This is a genomic window from Chryseobacterium sp. L12, from assembly GCF_056133985.1.
Map to the genome: position 1 here is coordinate 46,175 of NZ_JBVYOF010000029.1, position 15,750 is coordinate 61,924.

Genomic DNA, 15,750 nt, shown 5'->3' on the forward strand with positions numbered 1-15,750 from the left:
TATGTTATTAAAGAAAGTCGTAAAAAATTTCTTTTTTACGACTTTTATGATATTAGGAATTAATTATTAAATTTTGTATTTCAGAATACTCTTCAGCTGATAACTTTAGCCGTTCGTTTTTGAAATTCATATCCTCTACAGTATTCAGTGGTACAAGATGTATATGTGCATGAGGCACTTCCAAACCCACCACAGCAACACCTACCCTTACACACGGGATCGCCTTTTTAACCTTTTTTGCTACATTTTGGGCAAATGACCAGAGATTTTTATAATCTTCTGAATCCAGATCAAAGATAAGATCCACTTCTTTTTTAGGAACTACCAAAGTATGACCTTTTACCAGAGGCATTACATCCAAAAAAGCAATAAAATGTTCATCTTCTGCAATTTTATAAGCCGGAATTTCACCGTTGATAATTTTAGTAAAAACTGAGCTCATTTTTTCTGAAATAGTATTACAAAGTTATGTCTAATATTTCAAAAGACAATTTATTACCGTTAGGAAGTACAATTTCAGCTGTTTCTCCGATTACTTTACCCAAAAGCCCTTTGGCTATGGGAGTATTTACAGAAATTTTACCGCTTTTCAGGTCACTTTCATTATCCGGAACCAAAGTAAAAACCTGCTCCTTTTTTGTATCGTTATTTTTCAGTTTTACTGTTGTCAGAATCGAAACCTTTGAGGTATCCAGCTGGCTTTCATCAATAATTTTAGAAGTAGAAATAATATCTTTCAATTTTGAAATTCTCATTTCCAGCATGCCCTGCGCTTCTTTTGCAGCATCATATTCAGCATTCTCAGACAAGTCACCTTTATCTCTGGCTTCCGCAATCTGCTGGGTAATTTTAGGTCTTTCGATAGTTTCCAACTGCTCCAGTTCTGCTTTCATTTTATCCAATCCTTCCTTTGTTACATAGCTTGCCATAATCTTTAAAATTTTATTTTAGTATAAAAAAATTATCCGACATTTGTCGGACAATGTTTTTGCTTGTTAATCGTTATTGTTTTACAAATATATAAAAATTTATATTCAAATGAAAAAAAGTTTTTCAATTGCATCAATTTTCATCTTATTGGCATTCAGCTTTTTAAATATAAACTCATGCAGCAATCGGGACGACACGGTAAGCTGTTTTCCCTTAACGCCTATTAACGTAAGTTTAAATCTGAATCTTGCAGGCTACAACAATCTGAACTTCGTTGGAGGATGGATTTATGTGAACGAGCAGCAAGCCGGCACAAGAGGTTTAATTGTAGTAAGAACAGCCGACGCTCCCGCATCTTTTAAGGTATATGACAGAAATGCACCTCACATTTGCCCAGATAACAACACCACTCTTGAGGTAAAAGACAATATAAGTATTGTATGTCCTAAAGACAATGCCACATGGATATTACTGAGCGGACAACCAACCTCCGGATCATCTCTTCCTCCAAAAACATATTTCTGGAATTATGATGCTTCTACCAAAAATTTAACATTATATAATTAAGATGAGAGTTGTTGTACAAAGAGTAACTGAAGCCAGTGTAAAAGTTAACGAAGAAATTGTCGGTAAAATAAATAGCGGTCTGATGCTTCTCGTTGGCATTGATGAAAATGATGAAAAACCTGATGCTGACTGGCTCGTTCAAAAAATTCTGAATCTAAGAATTTTTGGAGACGATGATGGAAAACTTAATCTTTCCGTGCTTGATACAAAAGGAGAAATTTTATGCATAAGCCAGTTTACACTGATTGCAGATTACAAGAAAGGCAATCGTCCTTCTTTTATAAAAGCAGCAAAACCAGATCAGGCGGTTCCGCTTTTTGATTATTTTAAAAATGAACTTAAAAAATCGCACCTTAAAGTAGAAAGCGGAATTTTCGGAGCCGATATGAAAGTTTCTTTAATCAATGACGGACCCGTAACTATTATAATGGATTCTCAAACCAAACAATAAAATATATCTTTATTTACTAAGTTAAAGATCTGTTTTAATCAATGGATTAAATTTATCAAATATACTTTTAGGAGCATCTTTTAATACCACATCAACCGTAATTTTACTAAAAAAATATAAATACCAAAAACAAATACCACTTTTATTGTTTTTTATATTTCTTTTGTTTTAACTTTATCATACCAAAAAACAAAAGCTAAATAATATGAAAAACGTTTGTCTTTCTGCAATATTTATAATGTTTTTTTGCATTATAAATGCACAAGTGGGAATAAATACCGAAACTCCTAAATCCACACTTCACATCCAAAAGGTAACAGATCTTAAATTTCCTGATGGCGTTATCCCACCAAGGATTTCCGGAGATTCATTAAGATTAAAAGCTACAGCTTATGGTTCTGCACAAAATGGAGCCATCGTTTATGTTACAAGTCCCATTACAAATACGGGTGACAATGAACCGAAAACGCAAGATGTAAAAACCACCGGTCTTTTTGTATATGATGCTTACTACATCCATCCGAACAGTACGTTGGGCATCTGGAACAAAATGCCTTCCAGTGAAAACACACCATCAAGCAGTGTATACGCAGCAAAATTTTCAGGTAATCTTTCTTTAATAAACGTAAATCTAAGCCTTTTTTCGAGCGCTTTCTATTATATACCTTTAAGTGCAAATTCCACCAATGTCAATACAGAAATCACTACCAATCAGGTTTCCAACAATGAATACATTGCTCCATCTGACGGTTTTTATCACATTAATTACAGTTTTAGAATTGGGCAGGGAATTTCTGCAGAACTATTATCGAATTTACCGGGAATTGCGATTACCAAGACAGCAGGATCCACAACATCTTTATTGGATTACCGGCAATTTGGAGGAGTAAATCTACTTAATCTTCAGCTGCCATTTCCGCTGAATGGCGTTACCATTGCTGTAAATATTACTCTTACTCAAGGGCAGATCAACCATATTTATCAGCTGAAAGCAGGAGACCGGTTACGGTTTGGTTTGGTACAGGGAGGATTAAACGTGGGACTTCTTACGGATAAATCGGCAGAAATTTCGGTTTTTAAACTACGGTAATTTTTTATTAGAGCCAACATTAATTCTGCATGCCAATTACAAACAACATAAAACTCACATAACCAGTTCCTCAAAAAGCTTATGAAATGTTTCGTTGAGGTTTTTAGATTTTCCCGGATGGGGTCTTGAAGTCTGAACAACGGAACTCCGAACCGCAGTTAACCATCTGAAACGTTCGGGAATATCCAGCATTGCGATAGGACCACCCTCTTTTTTACCGTCAGCAATATTCTCGAAACTCTTCAGATTTTCTAAAACATCATTGTAATCAAGCTTACTTCGCATCAGCCTGAATTTATCAGGACACAGATAAAACCGTGACTGAATGTATTTTTCTTTTTTTGAAAACAAGATCAAACCAATATTGAAAAACTCTTCTCTTTCAACTTTCGGAACCAGCCTTATTACTGCATATTCGTATATTTTATCTTCCTGCATTTTTGGCTTCATTTAAAAAAATTAAGGAATTTTCTAATCTTGTCTTTAGAAAATTAAAATAAATCTCACGGATTTCATCGGGACTTTCTTCCGCATCATCCCAATGCAGCCAATCCTGCGGAATAGTATTCACAATATCCCGAAAAATCTGATCATTCAGAACCTGATTTGCAAATTGATCTGCTTCATCAAGCTTAACAGCCTGAGGAAGCAAAACATGATCCTTTACATATTTGAATGGTGTTTTTGCTGCGGCATCAAAGTTTTGCCAAGAGTGATGAAAATAAAACGAAGCTCCGTTGTCAATGATCCAAAGCTCTTTATGCCACATCAAAAGATTGGTGTTTTTAAAAGTCCGGTCTATATTGGTGATAAAGGCATCAAACCATACAATTTTTGACGCTAAAAGAGGATCTATCCGAACGGCAGGATCATAAGCAATTGAACCTGAAAGATAATGAAGACCCAAATTGAGGCCTTCAGAAAATTTTAGTAAATCCTGAATTTCTTCATCAGCTTCAGCTCTTCCGAAATCTACATCCAGATAAGCAAATACAAGTTCAGGAATGGGAAGCCCCAAAGCTTCAGCAATTTTACCTCCCAACAGTTCAGAAATCAGCATTTTGACCCCATGACCAGCACCACGAAATTTCAAAACATACTTAAAATCATCATCAGCCTCAGCCAAAGCAGGAAGAGACCCTCCCTCTCTAAGCGGGAGGATGTATCTCATCACTGTTACTGTACGTAAATTATTCATTAAAATATTCAGCAGCTATTTAATTAAAATCTTCCAGGCTTCATCAATTTTATTTTCCAGCAATAGTTTCTGGGCAGTAAGATGAATATTGTCGTCTGAATGGCAGTTTTCAGAAGGTAAAACCTCAACATTCGCAAGCATTCCCAAATCATTTCCTGTGAATATCTTACTGAGCTTTACCGAATCCGGAAGCCGATCAAACCCTATCCCTTTTGTAACCAATGGTTTAGGAACTTCAAAAAGATTATTTTCATTGTTTCTGGAATACCAATTGCTGCCTAATCTTGCAACCATATCCAATTTTGCCTGATCAAGATTACCATTTTCATCAAGATATTCTTCCCGTATATGAATTTTCATTACTTCACAAATCACAAGATTTCCCGCTCCACCCTGATCTCCGAGAGCTTTAACTTCTAAGACTTTGCACTCAAAATTAACAGGACATTCTGCAATTAATTTAGGTTGTACCCAATCTGCATCTTTCATGGTAAGACCAGATTTTATAAATTCGTTTACATTATCTCCATATTCTGTTGAAGCCAGAGAAATCTGCTGTACGATCGGGAAATTTACGGTTCCTATAACAACTTCGGATGTTTCCAAGACGTTTTCCAAAGTGTGTTTTGTGGTATTATCACGAACTCTTCTGGATGGAGAAAAAATCAAAACCGGTGGAACCGTACTGAACATGTTGAAAAAACTGAAAGGAGACAGATTAGGATTTCCGTCTTTATCAATGGTTGAAGCCAATGCAATTGGACGCGGCGAAACAGCTGTCTGCATAACAGTTTGTAATTGCACGGGAGTTATTTCTGATGGAATAAGTGTTTTCATTACCAATTAAATTTCTTGACACATAAGTTAAACCGCAGGAATAATCTTACCGGAAACTTCACCGAAACCAACTCTTACGCCATCTTTTTCAGCCCAGGCTTTCATTGTCACTGTGTCATTATCATTAATGAATTTTCTCTCTTCACCATTGTTTAATGTTATTGGATTTTGTCCTCTCCACGTTAATTCCAGCATAGAACCGAAAGATTTTGGATCGCTTCCCGAGATTGTTCCGCTTGCATACATGTCGCCCACTTCTAAATTGCAACCGTTTACCGTATGATGCGCCAATTGCTGCGTCATATTCCAGTACATGAATTTATAATTGCTTTCCGAGATTAAATTATCATCTCCATTTTCAGGTTTAATATAAACTTCCAGATTAATATCGTAATTTTTGTCACCTTCAAATTTCAAGTAATCTAAAACTTCAGGTTCCTGAGTTGGAGAAGCGGTTCTAAACGGCTCCAACGCTTCAAGAGTTACAACCCACGGAGAGACTGACGAGCCGAAATTTTTAGCTAAAAAAGGTCCTAGCGGAACATATTCCCAAGATTGAATATCCCGTGCCGACCAATCATTGAAAACAACCATTCCCAAAATAGCGTCCTCCGCATCTTTAGTGGAAATACTTTCGCCCATTTCCGTATTTTTATTGATAATGAAAGCCATTTCCAGCTCAAAATCCAATTGCTGACAAGGTCCGAAAAAAGGTTTATCCGCATCCGCAGGTTTCATCTGACCTTTCGGACGGTTTATTTCTGTCCCGGAAACTACAATAGATGAAGCTCTGCCATGATAACCTACCGGAAGATGTTTCCAGTTGGGAAGCAATGCATTGGCAGGATCTCTGAACATTTTACCTACATTGGTAGCATGTTCTATACTGCTGTAAAAGTCGGTGTAATTCGGAACATGCACAGGCATCATCATTTTTACCTCATCCAGATTATAAAAAGCCTCTTCTATTGTTTTTTCGTCTTTAGACAAAATAGAGCCTTCGTTCAATAATTCCTGAATCTTGAGTCGAACCGCATTGGTAACTGGTTTTCCCAATTCAATAAACTCATTTAAAGTATACGCTTCAAAAACATTATCAACAAGACCTTCTATTTCTTCAAAATAGCCTAAATCGTACAATGTCGCAAGATCAATAACCTGATCTCCGATTCTTGTGCAGCATGCAATGAATTCTTTATTGAAAACCGCTACGCCAAATGGGATATTGTGTATAGAAAAATCTGACTCTGAGGAATATTCTACAAATGATTTCATAATTTTTTAAATTTTAAGATCAAAAAAACTGATCTGTTTTTATTTTTTTGAATATGCTTTTTCATCAATCCATCTTTCACGGGAATTGATGTCTATAAGATAAAGAATTTCTTTTTGTTTGGTAAGAAGTAAAGTTTTGGTAACGGGAATCGGAATTTTTTTGCTTTCCAGTTTGTCTGCACGCAGCGAAACGATATTCTTCTTTCTTAAAATATCCCCGCTGAAAACATTGGAGCTGGTTTCGCCCGTAGATTTATCATCAAACATTTCTACATATGTTGCATCTTTGCCTTTAATAACGATAAAATTTCTTTCCGTGTGATCGGGAAAATCTTTTATCAGGACAAATTTTCTGTTATCAATGCTGAGGTTTTCAAGATTTTGATTAATTCCTCTTTTTTCTTCAAGCAGGGTAAGAATATCATTAATCGCTCCATAGTTTTGGGCATTAAATGCAAAGCCTGTCAGCAAAAGTATTCCAATAAAAATTTTTCTCATCTAAGTTGGTATTAAAAAAGTTTTGTCAAGATCTGCATCCTGACAAAACTTAATATTGTAAATAAAATTAAAGATTACCTCTTCTTTCCTGCTCTCTTTCCAAAGCTTCAAACAACGCTTTGAAATTTCCAGCTCCGAAACTTTGCGCACCATGTCTTTCAATAATTTCGAAAAACAAAGTCGGACGGTCTTCTACAGGCTTCGTAAAAATCTGAAGCAGATAGCCTTCTTCATCATGATCAATTAAGATACCAAGATCCTGTAATTTTTTTAAATCTTCATCAATATGCCCTACTCTTTCCGGAACCATTTCATAATACGCTTCCGGCGGCGCAGAAAGAAACTCCACTCCTCTTTTCTTCAATTCTGTAACCGTATGAATGATATCTTTGGTTGCTACTGCAATATGCTGCACTCCTTCTCCTTCATAGAAATCAAGATATTCTTCTACCTGAGATTTCTTTTTACCTTCTGCAGGTTCATTAATAGGAAATTTTGCATATCCGTTACCGTTTGACATTACTTTAGACATCAATGCAGAATATTCTGTATTAATTTGTTTATCGTCAAAAGAAAGAATGTTTACAAATCCCATTACTTTTTCGTACCACTCTACTGTAGGAATCATTCTGTCCCAACCTACATTTCCTACACAGTGATCTACGTAAAGCAAACCAGCATCCTCCGGCTGATAATCACTTTCCCATTTTTCATATCCAGGCATGAATGCTCCGCTGTAATTTTTTCTTTCCACAAACATGTGAACCGTCTCACCGTATGTATAAATTCCTGACATTCTTACTTCACCATGCTCGTCAGTCAATGTAACTGGTTCCAGATAGGGCTTTCCACCTCTTTTTGTAGTTTCTTCAAATGCAGAATAAGCGTCATCAACCCAAAGTGCCAAAATCTTCACCCCGTCACCATGCTTTTTTACATGTTCACAAATTGGAGAATCAGATTTTAATCCTGTTGTAAGAATCAATCTGATTTTTCCCTGCTGAAGAACATAAGAAGCGCGATCTCTCACTCCTGTTTCCGGTCCTGCATACGCAAGAGACTGAAATCCGAAAGCAGTTTTATAAAAATGCGCAGCCTGCTTTGCATTCCCAACGTAAAATTCAATATAATCGGTACCGTTGATTGGCAAAAAATTTTCTGCCTGAGCAATTTTCTCGGCAAATGTGAGTGTTGACATATTTTCTATTTTTTACTTTTATTTTGTCTGCAAATTACAAAATTCTGAGAAATAATAAGTAATTAGAACTAATCAATGAATTATTATTAAATTAACAACAAAGCAAAGAGTTCATTTAAGTAAATTTAAGTTTATACAAATTATAATAAAAAAATCTACATTTGTAATGGAAGACAGATGTTGAAGAGAAACTATTTCGATTTACAAAAGCCGTAATTATTTACGGCTTTTATTTTTTATTATTCAATCTTCCGGCATCAGGATTATAATTATCCCAAATTTTCCACTCATCATTAATTTTACGAATAAAATAAATCTGAGTATTAAGCTGATTGACAAAATGTTCTTCGCCTGAACCCGTCCTGAAAAGCAAATTCCAGAATTCCTGAGCTTCCAGTATTTTTTTATCTGGCTCATCGGTAAGAATATTGATATCAAAAACTTCATAATTTGAACGGTTATTCTTGGTCACCAATTCAAATTCTCTTTCACAGAGTTCTCTGCTGAAATTGGATGCCCTTTCTAAGAATGGAGAATTGTCAAATACAAGATCCTTAAACAGCTCCAGTTTCAAAACAGGAAAATTTTTGTAAAGCTCAAACACCGAAGAACAATATTGATATACAATATGTTTAGTAAAATTGTTTTTATGATGAGTTTCCGATACCTTTACTGATTCACGATAATGCTGAATGTAGGCGTTGAGATTTTTAAAGCCTAAAAATATACAAATCTTATCCAGAGTTTTTAAAAAACGAAGATCATTGTGTGTTTTTTCGTCGTATTCATTTTCAAAAAATCTTTGCAATGTAACGTGAGAAATTGTATTTCCCAACTCGAACTTTTTTTGATCTCTCAATTCTTCGGAAGTCGCCAATTCATCTTTTATAATTTCAGATAAGATCACAAAATGGCTTCTTTTCCATCCTGAAGTATTTCCCAAAACTGAATTAGACACCTTAGAATGCTTAAGAATATCTTCCTTTATGGAATTATATATTGTTTTCAATTATGTTTTTTTTAGAAATTGCTATTAGCAAAAATACTGCCACAGCCATAGTTATACCACAATATACTAAATACATCTAACTAAAATGATTTTTTTATGAATTTTTATGAATTAAATCTTTCATAAGCTGCTCTTTCAAGCATTTCTCTGTCATCTGGATGCGCTATACTGATCAATTCCTGCGCTCTCTGACGAAGATTTTTTCCATATAAATACGCTGTACCATATTCTGTAACAACATAATGAATATGACCCCGGGTTGTAACCACACCTGCTCCCGGTTTAAGAAAAGGAACAATCCTTGAAACTCCTTTCTTTGTTCTTGATGTAATTGCAATAATTGGTTTGCCATCTTCACTCAGTGCAGCACCTCTCATAAAATCCATCTGACCGCCAATTCCGCTATACTGCATTGTTCCGATAGAATCTGCACAGACCTGTCCTGTAAGATCTATTTCTATGGCAGAGTTGATGGCAACCATCTTATTATTCCTCATGATATTGATCGGAAAATTGACTGTACTTACATCATCAAACGAAAAAACAGTATTATCATCTACATAATCATATAACTTTCTTGTCCCAAAACAGAAACTTGTTATTGTCTTATTGTCATTATAGCCTTTATATTTATTATTGATAACATCATTCTGAATTAAATCTATCACGCCATCACTCAGCATTTCCGTATGAATTCCGAGATCTTTATGATTTCCAAGACATTTCAAAACAGCATCCGGAATAGTTCCGATCCCCATTTGTAAAGTTGATCTGTCTTCTATGAGTTCAGCCACATTTTTTCCTACAAGCATTTCTTCGGCTCCTACTTTTGCTCCATAATCTACTGTAGGAAGTTCTTCTTCGTGCCATACCAGTTTATGAATTCTGCTAATGTGAATCATTCCGTCACCGTGCGTTCTGGGCATAAGAGGATTTACAACCGCTACAATTATTTTTGCCGTGTCTACCGCTGCTCTAGCTACATCTACAGAAGTTCCGAGGGTACAAAAACCATGTTTATCGGGAGGTGAAACGGTAATAAGTGCAACATCCAGCGGTAAAATATTTTTTCTGAATAAAATCGGAATTTCACTTAAAAAAACAGGCACAAAATCTCCTCTGTCAGAATTCACAGCATCACGTACCGGAGAAGAAACAAAAAGTGAGTTTACAAAAAATTTACCTTTATACTGAGGTTTTGCAATCTCTACATTTCCCTGCTGTGTAATGGAAACCATTTCTACATTTTCAAGACGATGGGACTGCCTCGCCAATTCGTCAATTAAATAATTTGGTGTACAGGCGCTTCCGTGAAAGAAAACACGGTTCCCGCTTTTTATCGTATAAATTGCTTCTTCTGCACTGATATAATTATACATACTTATTTGTTTTGATGATTCTCAGATTTAAAGATACTTCATATTATTTGTAAAAAAGACCTGTTTTACAAAGATTTTTATCATATTTCGTGAAAACAAAAAACCAAATGCAGCGCATCTGGTTTTATAAGATTAAAATTATATTTTATCAATTGAGCTTTGCCGTGAGCTTTTTATATTGCTTTTCAGCATTTTTGCCTTCATACAGAATTCCGTAAATGGTATCAATAATAGGAAGCTTCAAGCCTTTTTCTTTTGCCGTCTTATAGATAGAATCTGCTGCATAATATCCTTCTGCGACCATGTTCATAGACTGTATTGCTGATTTCACAGTATAGCCTTTCCCGATGAGGTTACCTAGATTTCTATTCCTCGAAAATAATGAATACGCCGTCACAAGCAAATCGCCGAGATAGGCACTTTCATTCACATCTCTTGGAGCTTCATAAATTGCTTCCAGAAAAATTTCCATTTCGCGGATGGCATTAGAAACAAATACTGCCGTAAAATTGTCTCCATAACCCAAACCACTGGCAATACCTGCACCAATCGCAAAAATATTTTTGAGAATTGCACTATACTCATTCCCCAAAATATCTTTACTGGAATGAACTTTAATAAAGTCTGAGTTGAAAATATCTACCAGCTTCTGAGACACCTCATCTTCTACTGTTGCCAAAGTAAGATAAGAAAGTCTTTCCATCGCAACCTCCTCTGCATGACATGGTCCCGCAATAACTGCCTGATTTCTAAAACCTATCTGAAATTCTTCTTTAAGGTAATGTGCCACTACATCATTTACTTTCGGAATAATACCTTTAATAGCCGATACAAATATTTTATCCCTGTAATCGCATTTCATTTTATCCAGTGTATCCGACAGATAAATGGAGGGAGTTGCCAGAACTACAATATCACACGACGATACCAACTCGTTGATGTCTGTTGTAAGCTTTAAACTTTTCAAATTAAAATTTACTGCCGTAAGATAAGTAGGATTGTGACCTCTGAGTTCTATTGCTCCTTTTACAAATTCGTTTCTTACACACCAATGAACGGTTTTACAGTTCTCAACCAGCATTTTCACGATTGCCGTTGCAAAACTTCCGCTCCCTACAACTCCAACAGCCACATCATTTTTAGATTTCTTACCCGTTGTACTGTCTGAATTATTTTTCTTTTTAGCCATAATGAAGATGTGAACTGCAAATATATTAAAACCGTAACATATAAAAACTTTATTTACCTATAAAACCGCTGGCTTAATGAAAAAGGTTACATTCAACACAATTAAAATTATAAAATTGCGTTTATATCTCTTGTTGTTCAAATTTTATTTAAGAATCATCATAAAAATATATTTTTAATTAAATTTGCCATCTTAAAACCTTTATTAAATTCTAAAAAAGAAAATGAAGAAATTTTTAAGCAGCAAAAAGAAAGTAACCTTTACTTTAGGAAGTTTACTATTGATCGTTTTTGCACAAAGCATCTTTATTGCTAGATTATTTTCCGAAAAAGACGATAAGAATTATGAAGTGAACCTTGTGAAAATCAATACCGAGAAAGACAGTATAGATTACCTGAAAATGAAATCGGATCTTGGCTTGGTAGACAAAACAATTACTCAGCTTAACTCTTTTCTTAAAGCAAAAAATATAACAAACGAAAAGCTGATGGTACTTGATCAAGACAGTATTTCAAATTCAATTTATCTGGCTAAACAAACCAACCGATACAGCCAGTATCTGATGGATCTTCAGAAAAAGCTGATGTACGTTCCTTTGGGAATGCCAAGTGAAGGATATATTTCTTCCAACTTTGGAATCAGAAAAAATCCCATTCCTTACAAAACAGTGTATGCTTCAGTAAAACCTGAATCTGCAGCAAATGTTACCGCATCTGCTCCTAAGCCGGAAATAAAAGCTGAACCTGTTGAAAAAACCATTGAACTGACTGACAGCTACGGAAATAAAAGAGAAGTAAAGGTAATGGTAACTCCGAAAACTAATACAGCTGCCACTACAGCTCCAAATATTGCTAAAAACCCAGTACAATCTGCTAATAATGCTCCCGCAGAAGCTGATCAAATGCAGTTTCATAAAGGACTGGATATTGCTCTGCCATCCGGTTCAGATGTAAAAGCAACCGCAGCTGGAACGGTCATTTTTTCAGGGCAGAAAAGCGGATATGGAAATTGTGTAATCATTTCTCATGGCAACGGCTTAGCAACTCTTTACGGACACCTTTCCCAACTTGTCGCTAAAACCAACGACAAAGTAAAAGTGGGGCAGGTTATTGCAAAATCTGGAAATTCGGGACGTTCTACGGGACCTCATTTACATTATGAAGTTCATAAAAATAATACTCCTGTGAATCCCAAATTATTTATGAATATGTAACGAGTACAAAATAAGAGTATAACTTATAAACGTCGAAACCAAGGTTTCGACGTTTTTTTATCAGATCAATTTATCTTAAACCATTTTAATAGGCAGCTGTGAAACGTTCACGAATATGATTATTCTGCTCCAGCTCATCTACCAAGACCACCGCTACATCTTCCACAGAAAGTATACTTCTGCCATTTTCGTCAAAGACAGGATTTTCAAGCCCGGTTTGGTATGTTCCGGTTCTTACTCCTGCAGTTCCCTGATGCATTTCGATTGCAGGACTAAAAAAAGTCCAGTTCAAAGTCTCGTTTTCTTTAATTTTATTGAGATAATCTCTTGCCGCTGTTGCACCTGGTTTAATATCGGAAGGAAAATTTTCACTATCTACCAACTGCTGCCCATCAATGTACAAACTACCTGCTCCGCCTACCGTAATAAATCTTTTAACTCCCGACATTTCTACTGCCTTTTCTATATTAACTGAACCATTTAAGAAATCATCATAAAGGTTAGGATTCGTCCAGCCTGCATTAAAAGCACTGATTACCGAATCATTGCCTTTAAGATTTTCAGCAAGAGCTTCAATATTATTTACATCAACACTTTTAGCGGTCACATTTTCATTTTGCTTAACCTTTGAAGCATCTCTTACAATAGCTTCTACTTTATAACCTCTGTTTTCGAGTTCTTTTACAACTTGAGTTCCTACAAAACCGGTCGCTCCTATTACTGCTACTTTTTTCATGTGATTAATTATTAATTGTAATAAAATTTGTTACATTTTTAAATAAAATTTTTTAACTGAACTGATCAGTAAAATCTTTTAAGGATTTCGTTTCTAAAAACTGAAGCACCAAATCATTTGTCTCTTCAAAAAGACAACTTAATTTGGCATTAATATCTTTACCTACAGAACATGCAGGATTTGGATTAAGATTTTTTTTACCCAGAACTTCAGAGTTTTTAACAGCCGTATAAATTTCAGAAAGGCTTATTTCAGAAGCACTTTTTGACAACTGACTCCCTCCAATTTTACCTTGACGGCTTATAATTAAACCCGCATCTTTCAACACGCCAATTTCTTTTCTTACCATTACAGGATTAATATTAATGCTGCCCGCAATCCAATCAGAGGTAAGAAACTCCTGAGGAAATTTTGACAAAATCGTCATGATATGTACTGCAGTTGCAAATCTTGTATTATTCATCTCTGATGCTGCAAATGTAACACAATTTTAAATTGTAACAAAATAAATTACATTAAAAAATAAACAAAAAACCATCTGATATACAAATGGTTTAAATGATATTCTACCGATTATTTGATATCAAGCAACTCCACAATAAATACCAAAGTACTGTTGGGACCAATCTCTTTACTGATCTGCTGATCTCCGTAAGCCAAATGAGGCGGAATGATAAGTTTCCACTTGCTTCCGACAGGCATTAACTGTAACGCTTCCGTCCATCCTTTAATTACTTTATTTAAAGGAAATGAAGCAGGTGTACCTCTTTTTACCGAGCTGTCAAATACCTTCCCTGCAATAGTTGTTCCGTGATAATGACATTTCACCATAGATTTCGGTCCGGGTTTTTCGCCATCTCCTTCTGTTATAATTTCGTACTGTAAACCGCTTGGCAATTGTACCACCGATTCTCTTTTTCCGTATTCAAGCATATATTCCTGACCGTCTTTCAGGTTTTTTTCTGCCAATTCTTTTTTACGTTTAAATAACATATCTGCTACTCCCATATTTTTTTATTGCAAAGATATGGTTTAAGATTGGAAGCTGAACAAGAGCTGAAATAGTAATAAAAAAGACTCTACCGAAGTAAAGCCTTAATTTATAATGAATTTAGAATATTAAAGTTTTTCAATTTTCTTGTCAGGAAATAAAACTGATGCAAGAACCGATATCAGCAAAACTCCTCCAACGATTCCCAAAGAAACAGGAGACGGAATGTGAAACCACGGAGCAATCAACATTTTAACACCGATGAAAGACAAAATCACCGCTAAACCATAAGGCAGTTTGCTAAACATGTGAATAAAATTTGCCAATAGAAAATAAAGAGATCTCAACCCTAAAATAGCAAAAATGTTTGACGTATAAAGGATAAAAGGATCTTTAGAAATTGCAAAAATTGCCGGAATAGAATCTACTGCAAAAAGAACGTCTGTAAATTCAATTACCGCCACAACTACCAAAAGCGGTGTTGCCATTTTTATCCCGTTTTGAACCGTGAAAAATTTGTCACCGTCATAATTATCCGAAACCTTCCAAAATCGTTTAATCAGTCTCGCACCTGCTGTATTACTGTAATCTTCATCTTCATCATCATCTCCACCACCCCAGGATTTTATTCCTGCGTAAACCAGAAACAATCCGAACAAAGTCATCACTACATTAATTTTTACAGGATATCCGAAAATATTCATTTCAGGCAGATAGGTTAAGTTAATCAATCCAACACCTGCAAAAATGAAGATTGCCCTGAAAATCAATGCCCCGATAATTCCCCAGAAAAGGACCTTATGATGGAGATGTTTCGGAACTTTGAAAAAACCGAAAACCAAGATAAATACGAATAGGTTATCAACTGAAAGCGCTTTTTCAATCCAATAGGCAGCTTGGTATTGCGTAAATTTCTCTATCGCTATTTCGTGGCTTCCAGGACCCATATCAGAATTGTAAACCCAATATACCACTCCTGAAAACACCATAGACAGCGAGATCCATACAACAGACCATATAGTCGCTTCTTTAGAAGAGACTTCATGACTTTTTTTATTAAAAACTCCTAAATCAAGTAGCAGCATAACGATAACCGTTACGGCAAATCCCCATACCAAACCGGGATGAAGATCTAAAATATTCTGATGATCCACTTAAAAAAATTTATTGTAAAAAATTAACATTCGTA

General features: G+C 35.4%; 19 protein-coding genes. 4 read left to right on the top strand and 15 right to left on the bottom strand.

Features of this window, described 5'->3' with window-relative positions:
* Positions 1–52: 52 nt before the first annotated feature.
* Entirely contained in the window at positions 53–442 is a 390-nt protein-coding gene (locus AC0NBN_RS15060) for an HIT family protein (RefSeq protein WP_160813692.1), read from the bottom strand.
* Between the two features lie 16 nt (positions 443–458).
* A complete protein-coding gene (gene greA, locus AC0NBN_RS15065) occupies positions 459–929 on the bottom strand; it encodes a transcription elongation factor GreA (RefSeq protein WP_130915121.1) in 471 nt (156 codons plus the stop codon).
* A 109-nt stretch (positions 930–1,038) separates the two neighbouring features.
* On the opposite strand from greA, the gene AC0NBN_RS15070 reads away from it, so the two are divergent.
* The 3 genes from AC0NBN_RS15070 to AC0NBN_RS15080 all read left to right on the top strand — a co-directional run bounded on the left by AC0NBN_RS15070 (position 1,039) and on the right by AC0NBN_RS15080 (position 3,038).
* The gene (locus AC0NBN_RS15070; RefSeq protein ID WP_143884091.1) at positions 1,039–1,497 is read left to right on the top strand and encodes a hypothetical protein; all 459 of its coding nucleotides are present in this window, start codon (positions 1,039–1,041) and stop codon (positions 1,495–1,497) included.
* 1 nt (position 1,498) lies between these two features.
* Entirely contained in the window at positions 1,499–1,948 is a 450-nt protein-coding gene (gene dtd / locus AC0NBN_RS15075; protein ID WP_160813690.1) for a D-aminoacyl-tRNA deacylase, read from the top strand.
* Positions 1,949–2,186: 238 nt separating this feature from the next.
* On the top strand, positions 2,187–3,038 hold the full coding sequence (locus AC0NBN_RS15080) for a hypothetical protein (RefSeq protein WP_474468727.1): 852 nt from the start codon (positions 2,187–2,189) through the stop codon (positions 3,036–3,038).
* A gap of 54 nt (positions 3,039–3,092) precedes the next feature.
* Here AC0NBN_RS15080 and AC0NBN_RS15085 read toward each other — a convergent pair whose 3' ends face one another.
* The 9 genes from AC0NBN_RS15085 to AC0NBN_RS15125 form a co-directional block, all read right to left on the bottom strand.
* Positions 3,093–3,476, bottom strand: a complete 384-nt coding sequence (locus AC0NBN_RS15085; protein ID WP_143884239.1) for a DUF3037 domain-containing protein — start codon at positions 3,474–3,476, stop codon at positions 3,093–3,095.
* Positions 3,463–4,236 carry a HipA family kinase gene (locus AC0NBN_RS15090; protein ID WP_160813686.1) on the bottom strand — a complete coding sequence of 258 codons (774 nt, stop codon included), beginning with the start codon at positions 4,234–4,236 and terminating at the stop codon, positions 3,463–3,465. The genes AC0NBN_RS15085 and AC0NBN_RS15090 overlap by 14 nt, the downstream gene beginning before the upstream one ends.
* Before the next feature lie 15 nt (positions 4,237–4,251).
* Positions 4,252–5,073 (bottom strand): flavin reductase family protein, encoded by an 822-nt coding sequence (locus AC0NBN_RS15095; protein WP_160813685.1) that lies wholly within the window; start codon positions 5,071–5,073, stop codon positions 4,252–4,254.
* A 27-nt stretch (positions 5,074–5,100) separates the two neighbouring features.
* Positions 5,101–6,348: a fumarylacetoacetase gene (fahA, locus tag AC0NBN_RS15100; RefSeq protein WP_160813683.1), complete on the bottom strand. Its 1,248-nt coding sequence runs from the start codon at positions 6,346–6,348 to the stop codon at positions 5,101–5,103.
* A 39-nt stretch (positions 6,349–6,387) separates the two neighbouring features.
* Entirely contained in the window at positions 6,388–6,846 is a 459-nt protein-coding gene (locus tag AC0NBN_RS15105; RefSeq protein WP_160813681.1) for a hypothetical protein, read from the bottom strand.
* A 67-nt stretch (positions 6,847–6,913) separates the two neighbouring features.
* Positions 6,914–8,044, bottom strand: coding sequence for a 4-hydroxyphenylpyruvate dioxygenase (gene hppD / locus AC0NBN_RS15110; protein WP_160813679.1), 1,131 nt, complete (start codon positions 8,042–8,044; stop codon positions 6,914–6,916).
* 229 nt (positions 8,045–8,273) lie between these two features.
* On the bottom strand, positions 8,274–9,053 hold the full coding sequence (locus tag AC0NBN_RS15115) for a hypothetical protein (RefSeq protein ID WP_143884099.1): 780 nt from the start codon (positions 9,051–9,053) through the stop codon (positions 8,274–8,276).
* Positions 9,054–9,157: 104 nt separating this feature from the next.
* Complete coding sequence (locus AC0NBN_RS15120; RefSeq protein ID WP_143884100.1) at positions 9,158–10,432, bottom strand: acetyl-CoA hydrolase/transferase family protein; 1,275 nt, start codon at positions 10,430–10,432, stop codon at positions 9,158–9,160.
* Positions 10,433–10,580: 148 nt separating this feature from the next.
* The gene (locus AC0NBN_RS15125; RefSeq protein WP_143884101.1) at positions 10,581–11,621 is read right to left on the bottom strand and encodes an NAD(P)H-dependent glycerol-3-phosphate dehydrogenase; all 1,041 of its coding nucleotides are present in this window, start codon (positions 11,619–11,621) and stop codon (positions 10,581–10,583) included.
* Between the two features lie 223 nt (positions 11,622–11,844).
* Here AC0NBN_RS15125 and AC0NBN_RS15130 point away from each other — a divergent pair, with 223 nt between their 5' ends.
* Positions 11,845–12,834: a M23 family metallopeptidase gene (locus AC0NBN_RS15130; RefSeq protein WP_160813677.1), complete on the top strand. Its 990-nt coding sequence runs from the start codon at positions 11,845–11,847 to the stop codon at positions 12,832–12,834.
* A gap of 85 nt (positions 12,835–12,919) precedes the next feature.
* Here the strand turns inward: AC0NBN_RS15130 and AC0NBN_RS15135 are convergent, their stop codons facing one another.
* From AC0NBN_RS15135 to AC0NBN_RS15150, 4 genes are all read right to left on the bottom strand, one after another.
* Positions 12,920–13,570, bottom strand: coding sequence for an NAD(P)H-binding protein (locus AC0NBN_RS15135; protein ID WP_160813676.1), 651 nt, complete (start codon positions 13,568–13,570; stop codon positions 12,920–12,922).
* Between the two features lie 52 nt (positions 13,571–13,622).
* Complete coding sequence (locus tag AC0NBN_RS15140) at positions 13,623–14,033, bottom strand: Rrf2 family transcriptional regulator (RefSeq protein ID WP_160813674.1); 411 nt, start codon at positions 14,031–14,033, stop codon at positions 13,623–13,625.
* A 110-nt stretch (positions 14,034–14,143) separates the two neighbouring features.
* Positions 14,144–14,578 carry an FKBP-type peptidyl-prolyl cis-trans isomerase gene (locus AC0NBN_RS15145; protein WP_160813672.1) on the bottom strand — a complete coding sequence of 145 codons (435 nt, stop codon included), beginning with the start codon at positions 14,576–14,578 and terminating at the stop codon, positions 14,144–14,146.
* Positions 14,579–14,689: 111 nt separating this feature from the next.
* Positions 14,690–15,715: a TerC/Alx family metal homeostasis membrane protein gene (locus AC0NBN_RS15150; protein ID WP_143884106.1), complete on the bottom strand. Its 1,026-nt coding sequence runs from the start codon at positions 15,713–15,715 to the stop codon at positions 14,690–14,692.
* Positions 15,716–15,750 lie beyond the last annotated feature (35 nt).